The organism is Buttiauxella sp. A111 (assembly GCF_014189855.1).
In the GTDB taxonomy this organism is placed as follows: domain Bacteria; phylum Pseudomonadota; class Gammaproteobacteria; order Enterobacterales; family Enterobacteriaceae; genus Buttiauxella; species Buttiauxella selenatireducens.
In genome coordinates, this window is record NZ_BJFN01000004.1 from 333,545 (window position 1) to 356,352 (window position 22,808).

Below are 22,808 nucleotides of genomic sequence, written 5' to 3' on the forward strand. Positions count from 1 at the left end.
TAAACAGGAAAATGGAATAACAAATTTCGGCAAGTAATGGGGAAAGTTGAAGTGGATCACTCAATATTATTTCTCTTTCAAAGCCTATATTTATTTGTGCGATACAACTCGAATTATTGGAATGTAAATATGAAAAATAAATATTAATTCATTTCAGTATGTAAATAAAAAAAGGCGGGATAATATCCCGCCGTCATTATTATTTGCTAAAGAGTCTGTTTCACACCACTGCCGTTGTTAGCCTTGATGTACAGCAAAGCCGCCCTTGCTCGTCGCTGATTTCAATCTGCCAGACCTGATGGCGGCGTCCAACGTGAACCGCCGTACACACGCCGCGCACAAGGCCTTCACGCGCAGAACGCAAGTGGTTAGCGTTGACTTCAAGCCCAACAATTTTTTGCTCACCTTCGGTGCATAAATACCCGGCTACGGAACCGAGCGTTTCTGCCAACACCACCGATGCGCCACCATGCAGCAAACCAAATGGCTGCCGGGTGCGGTTGTCGACGGGCATGGTGGCTTCCAGCGCATTATCGCCAATGTGGGTAAATACAATTCCCACATGTTCCACCATATTGCCCGCGCCCATTTTATTCAGCGCTTCCAGATTCACTTCACGTCGCCAGATCATCCCAGAATCTCCAGTAGTGCTTGTAGCGGATGGCGTACACCATTGCCTTCCACACGTTTGACCTGACTACGGCAGGAATAGCCGGTTGCCAGGCAGCGTTGGCGCGGCAGGCGTTGCATCGCCTGATGCCACGAAAGTTCGTAAATCCCCAGCGAGTTCGCATGGTTTTTCACTTCATGCCCGTAGGTTCCCGCCATACCGCAGCAACCGACGTTGACATTTTCGAGTTGCGCCCCCAGACGAGCAAAAATGGCTGCCCATTGATTTGGCGACGTCGGCAATGCGGTTACTTCGGTACAGTGGCCGAACAGATACCACGACTCGCCGCTCACTACCTTAGTCTCACGGTTTTCCAACACGGACGGCAACCATTCATGAACCAGTTGAACATGGAAATCCCCACGATCCTCGCCCAGAGTTTGCTTATATTCGTCGCGATAACAAAGTACCAGCGCGGGGTCGACGCCGACCATCGGCATACCTAATTTCGCAATGCGATTCAGGAATTCAGAGGTTTTACGCGCGGTGCGGGCAAATTTTTGCAGGAACCCTTTTATGTGTTGCGCTTTACCATTGGGTGAGAATGGCAGTACGACGGGGTTGTAACCTAATTTGCTCACCAGACGCACAAAATCCGCCACCACTTGTGCATCGTAATAACTGGTGAACGGGTCCTGCACCACCAGCACGGTTTTAGCTCGTTGTTCTGCGCTAAAGCTTTCGAGTTGCTCAAGCGTGGTATTCGCGCAAGCGTGCCCGACCAACTGCTGCTGTAACGTCGGCGTGGAGAGCAGCGGTAAATCAATCATGCCGATGTGTTTCGCAGAAAGATTGCGCACCCACGGCTGGCTCATAAAGAAGTTAAAGGTTTTCGGGGCACGCGCCATGAGCGGTGCATAGCTTTCTACCGTTGCCACCAGATGGTCACGCATCGGGCGCAAATAGCGCGTGTGATAGAGCTGTAAGAAGCGCGAACGGAATTCAGGCACATCAATTTTAATTGGGCACTGAGTGGAGCACGCTTTACACGCCAGGCAACCTGACATCGCCTCTTTCACTTCATGGGAAAAATCATACTCGCCTTTGCGAGCGTGCCAGGAGTTACGTGTACGCTCGATAAGCGTGCGCAGACTGGCTCGTTTTTCCGGTATTTGCTTTTCCAGCGCATCAGGATCAACACCACGGTCGGCCAACAAACGCAGCCATTCACGCGTTAACGTAGCGCGGCCTTTTGGCGAATGAATGCGGTTGCTGGTGATTTTCATCGACGGGCACATTGGGCTTTTCACATCAAAGTTAAAGCACAAGCCATTGCCGTTACACTCCATCGCGCCACGCCAGGAAGTACGCACCGCAATCGGGATTTGCCTGTCGAAAGTCCCGCGTTTCACCGCGTCGACCTGCATCATCGGGTCATCAACGCCCAGAGGAGGACAGATTTTGCCTGGGTTTAAGCGGTTATCCGGGTCGAATACCGCTTTGATGCGGCGTAGCTCTTCATACAGCGTTTCACCAAAGAAGGCCGGACTGTATTCGGCGCGGAAACCTTTACCATGTTCCCCCCACAACAAACCGCCGTATTTCGCGGTAAGCGCCACGACATCGTCGGAAATACGCTTCATCAGTACTTCCTGATGCGGGTCGGTCATATCCAGCGCCGGGCGCACATGCAGAACCCCGGCATCAACGTGGCCGAACATGCCGTAGCTCAGATTGTGGCTATCAAGTAACGCACGGAACTCCGTAATATAGTCGGCCAAATGCTGCGGCGGTACGCACGTATCTTCCGCAAAAGGAATCGGCTTCGCCTGCCCTTTAGCATTCCCCAGCAGGCCGACGGCTTTTTTACGCATGTTATAGATACGTTCAATTCCCGCCAGTTCAGTACATACCTGCCAGCCGATGACTCCGCCCTCGCCCTGCGACATTAATGTGTCGAGGCGTTCACACAGTGAAGCTACCTGGCCTTCAATTAACGCCAGATCGTCGCCTGCAAATTCAACGATATTCAGGCCAAGCATCTCTTTGCCAGGCACATCGGTGATCAATTCACTGACCGAATGCCAGACGATATCTTCCCGCGCCAGGTTGAGGACTTTGGAATCGACGGTTTCGACGGAAAGGGCTCGAGCTTCCACCATGAACGGCGCATTGCGCAGTGCGGAATCAAACGAGTCATATTTGATATTCACCAGACGACGTACTTTTGGCAGCCGCGTGATGTCCAGCTTCGCCTCGGTAATAAACGCAAGCGTACCTTCTGAGCCACACAGAATGCGCGTCAGGTCGAATTGCGAGAGGTCGTCGTTAAAAACGTGGCGCAGATCGTAGCCCGTCAGGAAGCGGTTTAGTTTTGGGAATTTGTCGAGAATCAGCGACCGTTGTTCACGGCAACGCTCAAGTACCGTGCGATAAATCTTGCCGGTCGGGCTATCGTCACGCCCCAGGTCTTGCGCAAGCGGTGTCGACATTGGATGCGTATCAAGAATATCGCCACCGAGCAAAACAGCACGTACCCCCATCACGTGATCGGAGGTTTTCCCATAGACCAGTGAGCCTTGCCCCGAGGCGTCGGTATTGATCATCCCGCCAAGTGTGGCACGGTTACTGGTAGACAGTTCCGGGGCAAAGAAGTATCCGTATGGTTTGAGAAATTGATTGAGCTGGTCTTTTATTACGCCCGCTTCGACTCGCACCCAACCCTGTTCAGGGTTGATTTCAATAATGCGATTCATATAGCGCGACATGTCGACGACAATGCCTTTATTCAGTGACTGGCCGTTCGTGCCAGTCCCGCCGCCTCTCGGGGTAAAAATCAGGGATTTGAAGCGGTCTTCTGAGGCGAGTCGGGTCAATAGCGCGACGTCAGCCGTAGAACGGGGAAATAAAACCGCATCCGGCAACAGTTGATAAATACTGTTATCGGTGGACATCGTGAGCCTGTCAGCGTAGCTGGTCGCTGTATCGCCGGTAAAACCTTGCTGTTCCAGTGCCTGCAAAAAATTGAGCACCAATTGAACAAGACCTGGTGCCTGAGAAATTTGTGGGATCATTGAAGGGTCGACCCTGCTCGAAGTTGTAAGTTATCGTTTGCGTATAAAACTTTTTATATACCCTTTAGCACTTCCGTTCCAGCCAGGCCGGCAAGCGAACCAACACCCGCGCAGCCTGAAGAATGAAGGGTATTTGTTTTTAACACATTTTTTTAGGACATGCCCGCCTGTTTTGTTTCTGTTAAAAATCGAGGAAATACATCATCATTATTGGATCCGCTTTGCGGTTTTAACGCAGGCACTTTGCCCGTTATCAGTTATTGAGGTGATTTTATCTATGGTTAAAGTCAGTCAGCCAAAGGATCTGTTGCAGATCTTGCTGTCCGTATTATTTATTTCGGTGATGATTATCGCCTGTTTGTGGATTGTCCGGCCGTTTGTTCTGGGTTTCGCCTGGGCTGGAACCATCGTTATTGCGACCTGGCCGTTGATGCTCAGAGTCCAAAAATTAATGTGGGGAAAGCGTTCGCTCGCCGTTGCGGTGATGACGCTTCTGCTACTGATGCTATTTGTTATTCCGGTAGCGCTGCTGGTGAACAGCCTGGTCGATAACAGCGGCCCCGTTATCGCGTGGGCCACAACAGGCAATATGGAATTGCCAAAATTTGAGTGGCTAAACAGCATTCCCCTTATTGGTAACAGTCTTTATTCTGGCTGGAATACGCTGGTAGACAGCGGCGGCAGCGCCATTATGGCGAAAATTCGTCCTTATATTGGCACCACGACGACCTGGTTCCTTGGGCAAGCGATACACGTTGGCAGTTTCCTGATGCATTGCGGACTCATGTTGTTGTTTAGCGTGTTGCTGTATGCGAAAGGCGAGACGCTTGGCAACGGCATTCGCCATTTCTCGTTCCGCCTGGCAGGCAAACGTGGCGATGCGGCAGTGTTGCTGGCAGGGCAAGCGGTTCGCGCTGTGGCGCTGGGAGTGGTGGTGACCGCACTGGTTCAGTCCGTGTTGGGCGGTGTTGGGTTGGCAATTGCCGGGATACCCAATGCCACGCTGTTAACCGTGGTGATGCTGATGTGCTGCCTGGTGCAAATTGGCCCATTATTGGTGCTGATTCCATCCATCGTCTGGCTGTACTGGACGGGCGATAACACCTGGGGCACGGTGCTGCTGGTATGGAGTTGCGTGGTCGGCACCATGGACAACGTCATTCGCCCGGTGTTGATTCGTATGGGCGCCGATTTGCCGATGATCCTGATTCTTTCTGGCGTCATTGGTGGTTTGATTGCTTTTGGCATGATTGGCTTGTTTATCGGGCCGGTGCTGCTGGCAGTATCGTATCGTCTGATTTCGGTGTGGATGCATGAAGCACCGCCACCGCAAGATGATCCCAATGAGGTCGTTGAAATTCTGGAAGAACGCGAGTAAAAGTCGCTGAAAGTTTGTGTTGCTCTCACTTCCCGGGAGCAACACAAGCGCAATGATTAACAATCCTTATCAATCCCCCGCTTTTTATCGCCTGTTCAAGCCTTTGATTTTACAAAGATGCAGTAATGTGATCTCAATCATTACTTTCCATTAACTATTGAGACGAATCCGAGTGACGCCCCAGGGGGATGAACCTACTATTACTTCACGGCTATGAATCAACACATTGATTTATAAGCATGGAAATCCCCTGAGTGAAACAACGAATTGCTGTGTGTAGTCTTTGCCCATCTCAACGATGGGCTTTTTTTTTGCTCTTCACATCCACTTAAATGAACGTTACTTAACAAAGTTCTCGTCGCTCAGAATACGAAGCGGATCGATATCGCTCTCTTTTTTTATCACCAGACTGCTCTCGGAACGCACGCATACCCCACCGTAATGGCCGCCGGTGGTAAACGTGCACAGCTGAACATAGCGCCCTGCCACTTTTGGCAAACACCAGAGTTGCTGGTAGATATTTTTCTGCCCTGAGAAGTTGCCCGATGTTTCGTCCAGAACTTGCTCCTGGTGGCTGATAAGCCCAATATTATTGCCGCATCGTCCGGCTATCGGTTTGATGGCATAGCCGCTTTGCTCAAGCTCTTTATTGAGTTCAAAATCAGCGTTCAGCAGGTAACGGTGGTTAGGGAACAGTGACCATAAAACAGGCAGGATCGCTTTGTTGCTGGGAATGATTGTCCATAACGGCTCAAATACCATCACTTCAGGACGCAACAATACATCTATCAGCCTTACGTCATGTTGAGAATGCCCTGTACGAATTGGAAGCCCGGCATAGACGGCTTCACTCTCCGCTCGTAGTTGCTCCAGCGCGGTTTCCCATGCCCACGTCTTCCAGACGCAATTAACCTGGCGATGTTCTGCATCCACCAGTTGCCCGGTTGCATCCCATTGCAACTGTTCCAGCCCATGCAGAATTTTACTGTCAAAACCCGCTTTCAACAGAGAGCGTTGAACAAACTGCGCATGGTAATTTTCTTCCGCATCGTTATCCTGGAGAATATGGACGAAGGGACGCGCATAGCTATGCTTCCAGGTATTGGTTAACGCATTGAACAAATGTTCACCAGGATCGCTACCTTCTGTCACTCCCGCTTGCTGCGCCCATTTAGCCAGAATCAAGCCCGCTTCGGTATGGCAAGACGCTGAATCCGCGTTGTACTCATACACTTTTAACCCTCGTTCATCCATGCAGAAGTCAAGCCGCCCTGTGACCATATGATGGCGACGATTCTGCCAGGAGAGTCTCAGGCGTGGCCATAAAACTTCTGGAATATCAAACAACGCCAGCAGTTCATTATCTTTCAGCACTTTATCCGTGGCATGCAGATACATGAGATGCAATTCATTCGTGGCCCGAATAAGCTCCTGTTCGGCACTGTGGGAAAGCGTAAAGTAGCGATACGGGTTGGCGTTAACAATGTGACCCTCTTTGGCCTGAACATAAGCCAACTCTATCGGGTCCTGTTCATCGAGCCAATGGCTGGAAAACTGACCTTTGTCGTCTACCTGTTCATTATGAATCGCCAGGCACTCAACAGGAATTGTGGGTTGTGGAAGACTGTATTGGCTATCTGCAGTCTGAATCATCCAACCTAAGATTTCGGTATCATCAAAGGTATCCTGAATGAAATATTTACCATCCTGATGAATAAGCACCAGCTCTCGGGTCCATTGCTGGCCGACAGGGAGGTGGCTATGGAGCACATTTTGCTCTGCAATTCTGACTTTATCGGCCAGAACCTGAGTAATCACCGCCACGTGCCCGGTATTTTCAAACTCGCCCCCTTTTTGCCAGACAAGCATTGCACCCGCTACGGGTGCGCGTTCACAGCCATTGGCAAATGCCTGAAGGGGAAGAATATTGTCATTGACGACCTGGCGAAGATAACGCAACGAGAAGATTTCATACGCCATACTGACGTCGGTAAAAACCATCCCGTGATTGATATAGAGAAAGCGGCGCACGAACTCGACACACTGCCACTTATATCCCATATATTCGTGGTTCAGATAATGTCTGAACCAAATGTCATCCGGCCAAGCGTTGGGGTCAAGTGAATCGTAATTCGAGGAATATATTGCCACCCCCCCAGGTGCGTGACCTAACAACGCACCAAAAGGAGCATGGCTTTCTGTACTGCTTACACTCATGACAACAGCCTTACACATTTAGCGCTGCCATCCCGACAGCGAGGATAAGCGTTTATCTTACGCGCTTCGCTCGTAAAAAAGGGAACTTTACGCGTAAAAATGCTCTACCTCGCAATGACTTACCATGCGCCACTTACCAGCGATGACCCGTGTATCACCACTGACTCGTATCACTCCAGCGCTTCTGATCTCCCCGCTTGAGGCCCCAATACGGATCTCAAACTCTCCGGGTTCCACCACGCGATCCCCATTACGACGGGTGAAATTGAGCATATCTGTTGGGACGCTAAACGTGAGTTGCGCGCTGGCACCTGGTTCCAGATGCACGCGTTGAAACGCTTTTAATTCCTGAATCGGGCGCACCATTGATGCCACTTTGTCGTGCACATAAAGCTGCACCACTTCGCTTCCCGCAACGGTTCCACTGTTACGGACAGTGATGCTAACGCTGACAATACCGTCATCAATGGCCACATTTTCTTGGGCAAATTGCAGCGGGCTGTAGTCGAACTCTGTCCAGGTTTTACCAAAACCAAACGGATAGCGAGAACCAAAGTGGAACGCAAAAGGTGTGCCACCACTCTTCAGTTTGTGGTTGTAGTAATACGGCATGGCACCCGCACTTTTGGGAATGGAAACCACCAGCCGGCCACCGGGTTCCGCACGCCCGGTAAGCACATCGGCAATGGCGTACCCGCCCTCTTGCCCTGGCGCCCAGGCCATCAGCAGTGCCGCAACCTTATCTTCCTGGCCCCCCAGGTTATATGGCCGGCCTCCCGTCATTACCACTACCACCGGTTTGCCTGTTTGAATGAGTTCATCCAGCAATTGCTGCTGTACGCCCGGCAGCACCAGGCTGTCAGTATCTGAGCCTTCACCGACGGTGCCACTCTGGAATAACCCGGATAAATCCCCCACACACAGCACCACAGCATCACTTTGTTGAGCGATTTTCACCGCATCTGGGATCAACGAAACGTCGTTTGAAACTGGAGAGGATTGTATCGGTTTACCGCCGCTGTCACCCGGGAAAACGGGTGCGCCAGCCATACGTTTTTCGATGATGTGGCAACCTTTGGCGTAACTTACGTTGTCGCTTCCCAAACATTCCCGTAATGCCTCCAGCGGTGTTACCACTTGCGAAGTTTGCTCCAGCATATCGCTGATGATCAGATGCACCGGGAAGCTATATCCACTTAGCAGTGCCAGCGGATCGTCGGCTGTAGGCCCAATAACAGCCACACGCATTGGCCCTTTTAGCGGTAAAGTGCCGTCATTCTCAAGCATTGTGATAGAACGCGTTGCCACTTCTCGGGCAATTTGTTTGGTGGATTCCGTTTGCAGCGCCACGCCATTCTCATCGCGATAAGGATGTTCAAACAGGCCAAGACGGAATTTCTCTGTCAGAACGCGCGCGACAATTTCATCAACTTTTGCCATTGTGATTAAACCGCGCTCGACCGCCTGTCCCAGATGGCGTGCGCAATCATCTTTAGGTAATTCCACATCCAAACCAGCATTGAAGGCCAGTGCCGCTGATTCTGCCGCATCGTGCGAAATACCGTGATGCTGATGCAGCAGGCTAACACCGCCATAATCGGCAACAATCAGTCCATCGAACCCCCATTGTTCACGCAATAGAGTCGTCAGCAAGAATTCATCTGAGTGCCCTGGCTGATTATCAATATCGTGATAGGCAGGCATGACAGATCCAGCATTGGCCAGCTTCACCGCCATTTCGAATGGCAGCAGGAAGGTATCGTTCAGTTCGCAAAATCCCAGATGGACTGGCGCATGGTTACGCGCCCCTTCGCTAAACGAGTGCCCGACATAATGTTTCAGGGTCGCCAGCAGGTCGCGATTCTTACCTTGCAGGCCTTTCACATAATGCGTAGCCATCATGCCAACCAGCCAAGGGTCTTCACCAAATGTTTCTTCGGTACGCCCCCATCGCACATCACGTGACACATCCAGAACGGGGGCAAGTCCCTGATGGCAGCCCGTCGAGCGGGCTTCATCGCCAATTGCTGCCGCAGCGCGCTCAATGAGATCCACATCCCAGGTGGAGCCATAGTTAAGGGATGAAGGAAAAAGAGTAGCGTCTTTGCACAACAATCCAACTAAACACTCTTCGTGAAACAGTGCCGGAATGCCCAGTCGGGTTTCTTCAACCAGGGTTTTCTGTAACCGATTGGCTGCACGCACGCCCTCTTTTGCATCCACAATATGAGTGCCTAACGGCCTTGTGATTTGCCCAACACCTAACTTCAACCGCTCAGTGAGCCCAGCCTGTTCAGTGACTCCGGCAAACTCATCGCTTAAGTCGGTACGTTCACGGTGATTACCGTCGCTGGATAAAATCAGCCAATACGCATGCATTTGTGCGAACTTTTCTTCCGCTGTCATGCGCGAAAGTAGATCGCTGACACGTTCGTTAATCGGGCGGTGAGCTTCCTTATAAATGGCCGGCATAGTATTCCCCTTTCAAGAGATGAGTTCCAACCATCAATATGAGTGATGAATGAAACCACAAACAATTGCCAGAATAACCAGCAAGATTACGTTTTTTGGTTTTTAACGATAAGTGTGATGGGATTCAAAAATATTCTGGCTAACAGGCTAATTCAGTAAGAACCTGATGGGATTAGAGATAACTCCGTCACAATTGATAAGAAACATAAAACACAAATGAAAAATTACAATACTCCTCTTAACCTTCACAACATATAACTAGTGGCATATTCCGGCTCTTAATAAAGGTGAATGTATGTCGGTGCTAACTGAAAAAATTACCAACAAAGAAAAACTGGGCTTTGGACTCGGCGATGCGGCAAGTCACATCGTGTTTGATTCCTCGGTCGCTATTCTGGCTTATTTTTATACTAATATTTATGGTTTACCCCCAGCAGTGATGGGGACTCTTTTTTTAGTCGTCAGGGTACTTGATGCCATTACCGATCCTATTATGGGCGCGATTGCTGATCAGACAAAAAGCCGCTGGGGGCGTTTCCGCCCGTGGTTATTGATTATCTGCGTTCCATTTGCAGTCAGTTGTGTACTGGTTTATTCCACACCAGACTTTGACCAAACCGGTAAAATTGTTTATGCCGTTCTCGCTTATATTTTCATGACCTTAATGTACACAGCGATTAATATCCCGTATTGCTCGCTGGGTGCAGCGATTACTTCTGATCCGCAAGAGAACCTGTCATTACAATCCTGGCGTTTCGCCATTGCCCCCATTGGTGGCGCGATGGGTACCGCATTGATTCTGCCGTTGGCTGATTTTATTTCACCTGCTGACAGAGCGACCGGCATGCAGTGGGCGATGGGCATCTTTGGAGTCATTGGTTGTATCATGTTCCTGATTTGTTTCCTGACCACCCGCGAACGTATTACACCGGTTAAAGAAGAAAACCTGAATATTATGCGCGATGTCCGCGTGTTATTAAAAAATGACCAGTGGCGTATTCTGTCTGTTTATAATTTGGCGATGTTGTGTGGTGTAGTAGTCCGTGGCAGCCTGTTGGTTTATTTCGTGCAATATATTCTTAATCAGGGCAGCGGCATTATTTCTATGTTTATGCTTGCTACCACTATAGCTGCGGTATTTGGTAGTTTGTTTGCAAAACATCTCGGTGGCTGGATGTGTAAAATCCGCGCTTCGGTTTGGGTAAACGTACTCAGTGCTGTGGTTGGATTATTGTTCTTAGTCTTGCCGACTCATTACTGGATGCCTGCTTTTATTGTCCATATTGCCCTTAATATATTGCAGGGTATTAATGCTCCACTGCAATGGTCAATGATTACCGATGCTAATAACTATGGTGAGTGGAAAACCCAACGCCGTATTACAGGGATGAATGTTGCCGCAAATATATTTATCATTAAACTGGGCGTGGCAATTGGTGGTGCATTAACAGGTTGGGGTCTGGCATGGTTTGGTTACCAGGCGGGTGTAGAGCAACAATCTGCCGAGGCTATACGTGGCGTACTGATTCTGTTTACCGTACTGCCTGCTATTTTCTACTTAATTACTGCAATTTCGATTCGTTATTACAAACTTACCGAAGAGCGAATGAACAGTATTGTTAGCGATCTGCGTACCGGGAAATTCCAGAGCGAAAGTGAAGTGACTGGAGTCATGAGCCCTAAAGCGTCGGTATAAAAGTGGTAAAAAAAAAGGCTCCTCAGCAATGAGGAGCCTTTTTAACGTGAAGATAATTACTTGTTCGTTTCTGCCAGACTCAACCAGGTTTGCACCACGGTATCCGGGTTCAGGGAAAGGCTATCAATCCCCTCTTCCATCAACCAGGCAGCAAAGTCTTCATGGTCAGAAGGCCCTTGTCCACAGATACCGACGTATTTACCTTGTTTCTTCGCCGCTTTGATTGCCATCGACAACAGCGCTTTCACCGCGTCGTTACGCTCATCAAACAGTTCAGAAACCACGCCAGAGTCGCGGTCCAGTCCCAGTGCCAGTTGGGTCATGTCGTTTGAACCAATGGAGAAACCGTCAAAATATTGCAAGAACTCGTCAGCCAACAAGGCGTTTGACGGGATCTCACACATCATGATGATTTTCAGCCCATTCTCGCCACGTTTCAGACCCTGACGTTCCAGTTCTTCAACAACAGCTTTAGCCTGCGCAACGGTACGCACGAACGGCACCATCACTTCGACATTCGTCAGGCCCATATCATTACGTACGCGTTTCATGGCAGCGCATTCCAGCGCGAAGCAATCGCGGAAGCTGTCGGACACATAACGACCAGCCCCACGGAAGCCAAGCATTGGGTTTTCTTCTTCCGGTTCGTAACGCTCGCCACCCACCAGGTTGGCGTATTCGTTAGATTTGAAGTCAGACAGACGCACAATCACGCGCTTCGGCCAGAATGCTGCGCCCAATGTCGCAATCCCTTCAGTCAGACGACCGACATAAAACTCAACGGGATCGTCGTAGCCTTTCATCATTTCACGGATTTCGTTTTGCAACGCAGGCTCTTGCTGGTCAAATTCAAGCAACGCGCGAGGATGCACACCAATCATGCGGTTGATGATGAATTCCAGACGCGCCAGCCCCACACCTTCATTTGGCAGGCAGGCAAAATCAAAGGCGCGGTCAGGGTTACCGACGTTCATCATGATTTTCAGCGGCAGATCCGGCATGGTATCGACTGTCGAACTTTTAATGCTGAAATCCAGCAGTTCGGCATAAACGTAGCCGGTATCGCCTTCAGCACAGGAAACCGTCACGTTCTGTCCATCACTCATGCGTTCGGTCGCATCGCCACAACCCACAACAGCAGGAATGCCGAGCTCACGGGCAATAATTGCCGCATGACAGGTACGACCGCCACGGTTAGTGACAATCGCGGCCGCCTTTTTCATGATAGGTTCCCAGTCCGGGTCGGTCATGTCAGTCACCAACACATCACCCGGCTGAATACGGTTCATCTCGCTAATGTCGTGAATAACTTTAACCGGACCGGCACCGATGCGATGACCGATAGCACGCCCTTCGGCAATGATTTTGCCGTGGTCATGCAACTGGTAACGCTCCATAACCTGGCCCTGGGAACGCACAGTTTCCGGGCGTGCCTGCACAATAAATAGCTTGCCGGTATGCCCATCTTTTGCCCATTCGATATCCATCGGACGGCCATAGTGTTTCTCGATTTGTACCGCTTGTTTCGCCAGTTCCTGCACTTCTTCAGGCGTAATAGAGAATTTATCGCGATCCACTTGTGGCACGTCTTCGATACGAACCTGCTTGCCATGCTCCTGGCTTGGAGCATAAACCATGCGGATCTTTTTCGAACCCATATTACGGCGCACAATCGACGGTTTACCGGCAGCAAGCGTAGGCTTGTGCACGTAGAACTCGTCCGGGTTAACCGCACCCTGTACAACCATTTCACCAAGCCCGTAAGCGGACGTGATAAACACCACCTGGTCGAAACCAGATTCGGTATCGATGGAGAACAACACGCCGGAGGATGCGAGGTCAGAACGCACCATACGCTGGACGCCAGCAGAGAGCGCAACGCCACGGTGGTCGTAACCCTGATGAACGCGATAAGAGATAGCGCGGTCATTAAACAGAGAAGCAAAGACGTGTTTCACGGCAACCAACACCGCGTCATAACCTTGTACGTTGAGGAAAGTTTCTTGTTGTCCGGCAAACGAGGCATCTGGCATATCTTCTGCGGTCGCGGAGGAGCGTACGGCAAAAGAGGCGTCAGCATCGTCAGAGGAAAGCTGTTCGTAGGCATCGTGGATGGCTTTTTCCAGCTCCGGCTGGAATGGCGTATCGATTATCCATTGACGGATTTGCGCACCGGCTTTTGCAAGCGCAGTCACATCATCAATATCCGTTTTATCCAGCAACTCATAGATACGCTGGTTTACACCACTTTGGTCAAGAAATAAGTTAAACGCTTCGGACGTGGTGGCAAAACCATTCGGTACGGAAACACCCATACCTGAAAGGTTTGTAATCATTTCACCCAGAGAGGCATTTTTGCCCCCGACCTTCTCTACATCATTCATGCCGAGTTGGTTGTACCAAAGCACCAGCGGTGACGAGTTGGACATCGAAACAATCCTTTTGTGATATATGAATGGGTACCAGAAACACATTACATCCCCATTAGATTGGCATAATTGCAGGCAGGAATGAAACCGGTGAATCGTTCAAGCAAAATAAAAATTTGAAATTTTCAGATTTATTTACTTTTCGCTTAAGCTATTGATTCTTCATTTAATCCCTATCTTAATAATGATTTAAGCAGTTAAAAAAATTGAACCGACCATTTCATTAAAAATAAAAACAATGTTTCACTTTTAAAAATCAAATGAGATTGATCCAGGATGGAAGGTTTTAATTTATGCTTCAGCCAGAGTCGTCACTTTCATAGCCAAAATAATTCGAGATGCGTGAAGGCGGCAAGTTTGTGACCCCCCAGAAGCTTACATAAGTAAGTGACTGAGGTGAGCAAACGTAGCCAACGCACATGCAGCTTGAATTATGAAGGGTACAGGATTGAAAAATGGATAACGCAGTAGACAGGCAAGTTTTTTATATTTCCGATGGCACCGCCATCACCGCTGAAGTACTCGGGCACGCGGTGATGTCGCAGTTTCCGGTCGCGATTAACAGCATTACGCTGCCGTTTGTGGAAAACGAAAGTCGCGCTAATGCCGTCAGGGAGCAGATTAATGCGATTTATCAGCAAACGGGTGTGCGACCGTTGGTGTTCTACTCCATCGTATTGCCAGAAATTCGCGACATTATTTTGCAAAGTGAAGGTTTTTGTCAGGATATCGTGCAGGCACTGGTCGCCCCTTTACAGCAAGAATTGAAACTTGATCCGACGCCCATTGCCCATCGTACCCATGGCTTAAATCCTGGTAATTTAATTAAATATGATGCGCGTATTGCGGCAATTGATTACACACTTGCTCACGATGACGGCATTTCGATGCGAAATCTCGATCAGGCGCAGGTTATCTTATTGGGCGTCTCACGCTGTGGAAAAACACCGACCAGTTTGTATCTCGCGATGCAGTTTGGTATTCGGGCTGCAAACTATCCGTTTATCGCCGACGATATGGATAACATTCAACTCCCTGCGGTACTTAAACCGCTGCAGCACAAGTTGTTTGGCCTGACTATTAACCCAGAACGCCTCGCAGCGATCCGTGAAGAGCGTCGGGAAAACAGCCGCTACGCGTCGATGCGCCAGTGCCGCCTTGAAGTGGCTGAAGTTGAAGCACTGTTTCGTAAAAATCAGATCCGCTATCTCAACAGTACCAATTACTCGGTTGAAGAGATGGCAACCAAGATCCTCGATATCATGGGTTTGAATCGCCGCATGTACTAACAAACTAGTGCAAGGGTGCGATTTTGTATGGTAGGCTGTACAGAATTTGGTGGTCACGATTCAGTTTTACGGTTGAATTCAACATAAATTGGTTTATCGTGACTGCCATCACTTCCCGGTACTTTTGCCGAGCTGAAGACAAAATTTCTGAGACATCCAATGAATAAAACAGATGAACTGCGCACCGCGCGCATCGACAGTCTGGTTACGCCTGCGGAACTGGCACAGCGTTTGGCTGTATCTGAACAGGTCGCACAAAACGTAACAGCCTCCCGTCGTCGTATCGAAAAGATCCTCAATGGCGAAGATAGCCGTCTGCTGGTGATTGTCGGTCCTTGCTCTATCCATGACCTGGATGCGGCAATGGATTATGCCCACCGTTTGCAAGCGGCGCGCGAACAACATCAGCATCGCCTTGAAATCGTGATGCGTACGTATTTTGAAAAACCGCGCACCGTTGTGGGCTGGAAAGGCTTAATTTCCGACCCTGATTTGAACGGTAGCTATCGCGTGAACCATGGCATTGAGCAGGCTCGTCGTTTGCTTTTGCAGGTGAACGAATTGGGTGTACCGACTGCCACCGAATTTTTGGATATGGTGATCGGGCAGTATATTGCCGATTTAATTAGCTGGGGCGCGATTGGCGCGCGTACCACGGAAAGCCAAATCCATCGTGAAATGGCCTCCGCGCTGTCTTGCCCGGTAGGTTTCAAAAATGGTACTGATGGCAATACTCGCATTGCCGTTGATGCGATTCGTGCAGCCCGCGCCAGCCATATGTTCCTTTCGCCTGATAAACACGGCCAGATGACTATTTATCAAACCAGTGGCAACCCGTACGGCCATATCATCATGCGCGGTGGCAAACAGCCAAACTACCATGCGGCCGATATTGCTGCGGCGTGCGATAGCCTGCATGAGTTTGATTTACCTGAGCAACTGGTCATCGATTTTAGCCACGGTAACTGCCAGAAACAGCACCGCCGTCAACTGGAAGTGTGTGAAGACGTCTGTAACCAGATCCGTAATGGTTCGCGCGCCATTGCCGGTGTGATGGCTGAGAGCTTCATCCAGGAAGGCACGCAGAAAATTGTTGCAGGGAAACCGCTGGTCTACGGCCAGTCTATTACCGACCCTTGCCTGAACTGGGATGACACGAAAACGCTGCTCGATATGCTGGCAGACGCAACAAACAGTCGTTTTTGATTAATGCTTTACACCTTCTCCGTCAGGGGAAGGTGATCCCCCTCTTCCCCCCCGTTAGCCCAAAATTGATCCATACCCTTCATACTTCAAGCTGCTTATGCGTTGGCTGCACCCGCTCACCCCAGTCACTTACTCAAGTAAGCTCCTGGGGATTGATGAGCCTCATCCATGAGGCTCACCCTACGGGCCAGCGCAAGCGCTGTTCAAATCTGTTCCAGACAGATTTGTCACGTTTTTGCCGCCTTTAAGCAACTCGAATTATTTTGGGTATATTCACAAATTTCTTACAAATAACACTTGATGATGAAACATAGTTTATTGATAATGATTATCATTGTTACATTGATTGTCATTTGTATACCGAGTGAAACATGGAAAAAAACTTCACCACTACGAATCCGCAATCTGCGGCCATTCCCCGTCAGATAGACAGCAAACTGTTACTCGGCCCTGACGGACGCGTGGTGATTGTCCACGAAGGCCAGCAATACCAATTACGTCAGACCCAGGCTGGAAAGCTAATTCTGACCAAATAACCCGTCGCCCTTCAAACTGCAGGGGTGTTGGCTGCTCTCGTTCACCCGAATCACTTACTTGAGTAAGCTCATCGGGATTCTCTCGATTGCCGCCTACCTGCATCTTGAAGTCGCTCGGGTTACATAAACCAAAACCAATATTACGCAAGCCACCCAGGTTAAGTTTCATCCCAGGCAGCCAGCGCTTTTAATTTTCCTATGGAGATTTGCGCATGCCTGCTTTACACACAGTCGGATTCCGTCTGTCATTACTGACTGTCGCGATTTTTACTGCCCTACCTGCCAGTGCGAAAGACGATCAGGTTACCGTGGTGGCTACCGGTAACGAACGCAGCACTTTTGAAGCCCCAATGATGGTCACCGTCATTGATGCCAATACCCCTGAAGCTCAAACCTCCTCTTCCGCCGCCGATATGTTACGTAAAGTTCCGGGAATAACAGTTTCCGGCACCGGGCGTACTAATGGGCAGGATGTCAGCATGCGTGGCTACGATCGCCGTGGTGTTTTAATGCTGGTTGATGGGGTTCGCCAGGGGACAGATACCGGACACCTCAACAGCACGTTTCTTGATCCCGCGTTGATCAAACGTATCGAAGTGGTGCGCGGCCCTGCCGCCCTGTTGTACGGCAGCGGTGCACTGGGCGGGGTGATTTCTTATGAAACGGCTGATGCCAGCGATTTACTCTATGAAGGCCAAAACAGCGGTTACCGCGTGTTTGCCACCGGCGGCACCGGCGACCACAGCGTAGGCATGGGTGCCAGCGCATTTGGCCGCACTGATGATTTCGATGGACTGGTCTCCTGGTCAAGCCGCGATCGTGGTGACATTCGCCAGAGTGACGGTGAAACGGCACCAAACGATGAAAGCATTAACAACTTCTTGACCAAAGGTACCTGGTTCATCGACCCGGCACAGTCTCTGGCTGGCTCTTTGCGTTATTACAATAACGCGGCTCAGGAACCTAAAAATCCTCAGACCACAACGGCTGATCCCAGCAATCCGATGGTTGACCGTTCAACCATTCAGCGCGATGCACAGCTTAACTATCATATTGGGCCTGAGCAAAGCGACTGGCTGAATGCCGATGCCACCGCCTACTGGTCTGAAGCACGCATCAATGCTCAGGGCCAAACCGACGGTGCAGAATTCCGTAAACAAACCACCAGTGGCGCAAAATTAGAAAACCGTAGCCGCCTGTTTAACGACAGCTTTGCGGCGCATTTGCTGACATACGGTGGGGAATACTATCGTCAGGATCAAAAGCCCGGCGGTAATACAACAGGCTTCCCACAGGCCAATATCGATTTTGGCTCTGGCTGGCTACAAGATGAAATCACGCTGCGTGACCTACCGGTATCCATTTTAGCCGGTACCCGTTATGACAATTACAGCGGTAGCAGCGACGGCTATGAAGATGTTAATGCCGACCAATGGTCATCGCGTGGTGCACTTTCCATCACGCCAACCGACTGGCTGATGCTGTTCGGCTCTTACGCTCAGGCATTCCGCGCCCCTACCATGGGCGAGATGTATAACGATGCTAAACACTTTTCTATCGGCACGCGTTACACCAACTATTGGGTGCCAAATCCTAATCTGCGTCCTGAAACCAATGCCACGCAAGAAGCCGGCTTTGGTTTGCGCTTCGACGATTTAATGTTGGCTGACGATGGCATCGAATTTAAAGCGAGCTATTTCGATACCAAGGCAAAAGACTACATCTCCACCACTGTCGACTTCGCCAAAGCAACGACCATGTCTTACAACGTGCCAAACGCCAAAATCTGGGGTTGGGATATGACGGCGAAATATACCAGCGCATGGTTCAGCCTGGACCTGGCTTATAACCGTACCCGTGGTAAAGACGAAGATACCGGCGAGTGGATTTCCAGCCTGAACCCGGACACTGTGACCAGTGTTCTGGACATTCCGGTTGCACAAAGCGGCTTCTCCGTGGGCTGGGTCGGTACTTTTGCTGACAAATCCACGCATATCAGCAGCAGCTACAGCGAACAAGCCGGTTACGGCGTGAACGATTTCTATATCAGCTATCAAGGCCAACAACAGTTGCGCGGGCTGACCACCTCCCTGGTGCTGGGTAATGCCTTTGACAAGGAATACTGGTCGCCACAAGGGATCCCTCAAGATGGCCGTAACGGCAAAATCTTTGTTAGTTATCAATGGTAAGGAACCGAAATGACTCAGCGTTATGAAAACTGGTTACAGCTCAAGCAAGAACACCCAAAAAAGTATGCTCGCGACATCGCAAAACTGATGAACATTAGCGAAGCTGAATTGACTCATGCCCGTGTAGGACATGATGCTTGGCGCTTAAAAGGCGAGGTCCGCGACATTCTGGCCTCTCTTGAAAGCGTGGACGAAATCAAATCCATTTGCCGCAATGAATATGCGGTACATGAACATGTTGGTCGTTTTGAAAACCAGCAACTGCACGGCCACGCAGGCCTGGTTCTGAACCCACGCGCACTGGATTTGCGTCTGTTCCTGAACCAATGGGCTTTCGCGTTCCACGTCCGTGAAGAAACCGCCCGCGGTGAACGCCAGAGCGTGCAATTCTTTGACCATCAGGGTGATGCGCTGTTGAAGGTTTACACCACTGATAACACCGATTTCGCCGCCTGGGGCGATATGCTGGCAAAGTTTATCTATGCCGATAACCCCGCGCTTGAGCTGCAAGCTGCGCTTGAAAACGTGATGGCACCTGCGGTTGATGGCCGTCAGGTTGAAGAAGAGTGGCGCGCTATCCGTGATGTGCACCAGTTCTTTGGGCTACTCAAACGCCACCAGCTCACACGTCAACAAGCTTTCCGTCTGGTTGCTGACGATCTCGCCTGCCAGGTGGATAACGACGCGCTGGCGCAACTGCTGGCGCTTGCAAAGCAAGACAAAAACGAAATCATGGTGTTTGTTGGCAACCAGGGTTGCGTGCAGATTTTCACCGGTGTCGTTGAAAAAGTCGTGCCGATGGATAACTGGATTAACATCTTCAACCCGCAATTCACGCTGCACTTAATGGCCGATACCATTGCGGAAAGCTGGGTGACGCGCAAACCAAGTGGTGATGGCTTCGTGACCAGCCTTGAGTTGTTTGCCGCTGACGGTACACAAATCGCGCAGCTTTACGGCCAACGTACCGAAGGTGAACCGGAGCAACAACAGTGGCGCACTCAGCTTGAAGCACTGGTAAGCAAAGGCATCGCTGCATGAAACGCCGGTTATTTGCCCTTTTTGCCTTAACTGCATTTGCCTTGCCTGGGATTGCCGCCGCCAAAGATCAACGAGTGGTGGCAATTGGAGGTGACGTCACTGAAATCGCCTTTGCATTAGGCGCGAGCGACCAGTTGGTCGCTCGTGACAGCACCAGTCTGCATCCGGAGGCGGCGACAAAACTTCCGGATGTGGGTTACATGCGTCAGCTTAATGCCGAAGGGATCCTGGCGATGCGCCCAACGCTTGTGCTGGCGAGCGCTCAGGCCAAGCCATCGCTGGCACTTGAGCAAGTCGCCAGTAGCCATGTCAAAGTGGTGACTATTCCGGCGAATAATTCGCTGGAAGGCATCAATGAGAAGATTGATGCGGTTGCTCAGGCTATGGGTAAAACGACGCAGGGCGAGGCTTTACGCCAACAAGTGCATAACAAGCTGGCGTCGATTCCTGAAAAACCGTTACCTATAAAAGTCCTGTTCATCATGAGCCATGGTGGCATGACCGCGATGGCAGCGGGGCAAGAAACGGCAGCAGATGCTGCTATTCATGCTGCGGGTTTGCAAAATGCGATGCAAGGATTCAAACGTTATCAGCCTATGTCCCAGGAAGGTGTGATTGCCAGTCAACCGCAGTTGGTGCTGATCACCGCCGATGGCGTGAAAACGTTAGGGGGTGAAGATAATGTCTGGAAACTGCCAGGTCTGACTCAGACACCTGCCGGAAAAGGCCACCAGTTGTTGATCGTCGACGACATGGCGCTGCTGGGTTTTGGTTTGCAAACTCCGGATGCCATCCTTGCATTACGTAAAAAAGCGGAGCAATTGCCTTGATACACCGTCCCCTGCCTCAACGCGCCCTGTTAATCATGTTGCTGGCGCTATTGGCTCTGTCTTTGGTTGCGGCCAATTTAGGTGCCATGCGTCTTTCCATCGCAGTGCTGTGGCAAGCGCAGGATGAAGCGCTGCGCCATATCTGGCTCAATATTCGCCTTCCTCGCGTGTTGCTTGCAACGCTGGTTGGCGGCGCACTGGCACTTTCAGGCTGCGTGATGCAGGGGCTGTTTCGCAATCCGCTTGCCGATCCGGGCTTGCTCGGCATCAGCAGCGGGGCTGCACTGGCGGTAGGATTTTCAGTGGTTCTACCGCTGGCACTTCCGGTTGTGCTGGCATTGTATGTTCCGATGTTGGCGGCGTTTCTGGGCAGTCTTGCCGTCACGCTGGTGATTTTCTTCCTGAGTCGTCAGGGCAACAATAGTCTTTCTCGCCTACTGTTGGTGGGCATTGCCATTAATGCCCTGTGCGGTGCGGCGGTCGGCGTCTTGTCATGGATCAGTAATGATGCTCAATTGCGCCAGCTTTCACTTTGGGGCATGGGCAGCCTTGGGCAAGCGCAATGGTCAACCTTGCTCGCCACCGCCTCGTTCGTTATCCCTGCTTCACTGGTTATCGCGTTTCTGTCCAAACGCCTTAATTTGTTGCAGCTTGGCGACGAAGAAGCGCATTACCTGGGCGTGGACGTTAAAACAACCCAGCGTCAGTTATTGATTTTAAGTGCGCTGTTAGTGGCAGCCGCGGTTGCCGTGAGCGGTGTGATTGGTTTTGTTGGCCTGGTAGTTCCGCACCTGGTGCGAATGTGGCTCGGGGCCGATCACCGCTGGCTTATTCCGGGCTCAATTCTTGCTGGAGCTATGTTGCTTCTGGTTGCTGATACGCTCGCACGCACGTTGGTTGCGCCCGCAGAAATGCCGGTGGGTTTGCTGACCAGTTTGCTCGGCGGCCCGTGGTTCTTAGCCCTGATATTCCGCCAAAAGAGGGAAACTGATGGCTGATTTTTTGCAGACGCGCAATGTCACTTTGCGTCCTGGTGCACGGACGTTACTGGATGACATTAATCTGACGCTTGCGACGGGTGAAGTTGTCGCGCTGATTGGCCCAAACGGTGCTGGAAAATCCACACTACTACGCGTGCTCACGGGTTTTCAGCCGCCGGATAGTGGTGAGATTAGCCTTTCCGGGCGTCCGCTAAACTCATGGTCTAACGATGCGTTATCCCGAAAACGCGCGGTCATGCGTCAGCGCAGCGGTATGGCATTTAGCTGGGCCGTCGAGGATGTCATTGCCATGGGACGCGCACCGTGGCCAGAAAAAGAGACAAAAACGGTCGTGCGGGAGGTTATGGCACTGACTGGATGCGATTCACTTGCCGGGCGCGATTTTTGCCAGCTTTCAGGGGGTGAACAACAGCGAGTACAGCTCGCCCGCGCGCTGGCACAGCTGTGGTTCGACGGGCAACCGCACGGTTGGCTGTTTTTAGATGAACCCACTTCCGCACTGGATTTGTATCATCAGCAACATCTTCTGCGTTTACTTCGTCGTTTATCGCTGATGGGAACACTTTCGGTGTGTGTCGTGTTGCACGATTTGAACCTGGCGGCGCTTTGGGCAGACCGTATTGTATTGTTGCACGAAGGGCGACTGGTGGCGCAAGGGTCGCCGCAACAGGTGATGGATGAATCGACGTTGCAACACTGGTATCAGGCCGATCTACGGGTTTTCCATCATCCGGAGCACCCAGTACCACAGGTTTGGCTGAAGCAGTAGTAGTACCTTAACCCAAAATAATTCGAGTTGCAGGAAGGCGGCAAGTTTGTGAATCCCCAGGAGCTTACACA

15 protein-coding genes and 1 other RNA gene are annotated in these 22,808 nt (G+C 50.7%); 11 read left to right on the top strand and 5 right to left on the bottom strand.

Going from position 1 to position 22,808, the window contains the following annotated elements:
• Window positions 1-220 precede the first annotated feature (220 nt).
• Window positions 221-631, bottom strand: a complete 411-nt coding sequence (gene menI, locus BSPA111_RS13790; protein WP_183271725.1) for a 1,4-dihydroxy-2-naphthoyl-CoA hydrolase — start codon at window positions 629-631, stop codon at window positions 221-223.
• Window positions 628-3,684, bottom strand: a complete 3,057-nt coding sequence (locus BSPA111_RS13795; protein WP_183271726.1) for an FAD-binding and (Fe-S)-binding domain-containing protein — start codon at window positions 3,682-3,684, stop codon at window positions 628-630. The genes menI and BSPA111_RS13795 overlap by 4 nt, the downstream gene beginning before the upstream one ends.
• 277 nt (window positions 3,685-3,961) lie before the next feature.
• Between BSPA111_RS13795 and ydiK the strand changes: the two genes are divergently transcribed.
• A complete protein-coding gene (gene ydiK, locus BSPA111_RS13800; protein ID WP_183271727.1) occupies window positions 3,962-5,062 on the top strand; it encodes an AI-2E family transporter YdiK in 1,101 nt (366 codons plus the stop codon).
• A gap of 207 nt (window positions 5,063-5,269) precedes the next feature.
• Window positions 5,270-5,376: antisense sRNA RprA (gene rprA, locus BSPA111_RS13805), an RNA gene on the top strand.
• Window positions 5,377-5,401: 25 nt separating this feature from the next.
• Here the strand turns inward: rprA and gss are convergent.
• Together gss and BSPA111_RS13815 are read right to left on the bottom strand one after the other, a co-directional pair.
• The gene (gss, locus tag BSPA111_RS13810) at window positions 5,402-7,279 is read right to left on the bottom strand and encodes a bifunctional glutathionylspermidine amidase/synthase (RefSeq protein ID WP_183271728.1); all 1,878 of its coding nucleotides are present in this window, start codon (window positions 7,277-7,279) and stop codon (window positions 5,402-5,404) included.
• Window positions 7,280-7,366: 87 nt separating this feature from the next.
• Complete coding sequence (locus BSPA111_RS13815; RefSeq protein ID WP_183271729.1) at window positions 7,367-9,751, bottom strand: glycoside hydrolase family 3 N-terminal domain-containing protein; 2,385 nt, start codon at window positions 9,749-9,751, stop codon at window positions 7,367-7,369.
• A 295-nt stretch (window positions 9,752-10,046) separates the two neighbouring features.
• On the opposite strand from BSPA111_RS13815, the gene BSPA111_RS13820 reads away from it, so the two are divergent.
• Window positions 10,047-11,447 (top strand): glycoside-pentoside-hexuronide (GPH):cation symporter, encoded by a 1,401-nt coding sequence (locus BSPA111_RS13820; RefSeq protein WP_183271730.1) that lies wholly within the window; start codon window positions 10,047-10,049, stop codon window positions 11,445-11,447.
• Window positions 11,448-11,503: 56 nt separating this feature from the next.
• On the opposite strand, the gene ppsA is transcribed toward BSPA111_RS13820, so the two are convergent.
• The gene (gene ppsA / locus BSPA111_RS13825; RefSeq protein WP_183271731.1) at window positions 11,504-13,921 is read right to left on the bottom strand and encodes a phosphoenolpyruvate synthase; all 2,418 of its coding nucleotides are present in this window, start codon (window positions 13,919-13,921) and stop codon (window positions 11,504-11,506) included.
• A gap of 410 nt (window positions 13,922-14,331) precedes the next feature.
• On the opposite strand from ppsA, the gene BSPA111_RS13830 reads away from it, so the two are divergent.
• The 8 genes from BSPA111_RS13830 (at window position 14,332) to BSPA111_RS13865 (ending at window position 22,737) form a co-directional block, all read left to right on the top strand.
• Window positions 14,332-15,165 carry a pyruvate, water dikinase regulatory protein gene (locus tag BSPA111_RS13830; protein WP_183271732.1) on the top strand — a complete coding sequence of 278 codons (834 nt, stop codon included), beginning with the start codon at window positions 14,332-14,334 and terminating at the stop codon, window positions 15,163-15,165.
• Between the two features lie 159 nt (window positions 15,166-15,324).
• On the top strand, window positions 15,325-16,371 hold the full coding sequence (locus BSPA111_RS13835; protein ID WP_183271733.1) for a 3-deoxy-7-phosphoheptulonate synthase: 1,047 nt from the start codon (window positions 15,325-15,327) through the stop codon (window positions 16,369-16,371).
• Window positions 16,372-16,742: 371 nt separating this feature from the next.
• Entirely contained in the window at window positions 16,743-16,907 is a 165-nt protein-coding gene (gene hemP / locus BSPA111_RS13840) for a hemin uptake protein HemP (protein ID WP_183271734.1), read from the top strand.
• A 212-nt stretch (window positions 16,908-17,119) separates the two neighbouring features.
• Complete coding sequence (locus BSPA111_RS13845) at window positions 17,120-19,096, top strand: TonB-dependent hemoglobin/transferrin/lactoferrin family receptor (protein ID WP_183271735.1); 1,977 nt, start codon at window positions 17,120-17,122, stop codon at window positions 19,094-19,096.
• Between the two features lie 9 nt (window positions 19,097-19,105).
• Window positions 19,106-20,137 (top strand): hemin-degrading factor, encoded by a 1,032-nt coding sequence (locus tag BSPA111_RS13850; RefSeq protein ID WP_183271736.1) that lies wholly within the window; start codon window positions 19,106-19,108, stop codon window positions 20,135-20,137.
• On the top strand, window positions 20,134-20,967 hold the full coding sequence (locus tag BSPA111_RS13855) for a hemin ABC transporter substrate-binding protein (protein WP_183271737.1): 834 nt from the start codon (window positions 20,134-20,136) through the stop codon (window positions 20,965-20,967). Before BSPA111_RS13850 ends, BSPA111_RS13855 begins: the two co-directional genes overlap by 4 nt.
• 35 nt (window positions 20,968-21,002) lie before the next feature.
• Window positions 21,003-21,965 carry an iron ABC transporter permease gene (locus tag BSPA111_RS13860; protein ID WP_183271978.1) on the top strand — a complete coding sequence of 321 codons (963 nt, stop codon included), beginning with the start codon at window positions 21,003-21,005 and terminating at the stop codon, window positions 21,963-21,965.
• On the top strand, window positions 21,958-22,737 hold the full coding sequence (locus tag BSPA111_RS13865; protein ID WP_183271738.1) for a heme ABC transporter ATP-binding protein: 780 nt from the start codon (window positions 21,958-21,960) through the stop codon (window positions 22,735-22,737). The genes BSPA111_RS13860 and BSPA111_RS13865 overlap by 8 nt, the downstream gene beginning before the upstream one ends.
• The last annotated feature ends 71 nt before the right edge of the window (window positions 22,738-22,808 follow it).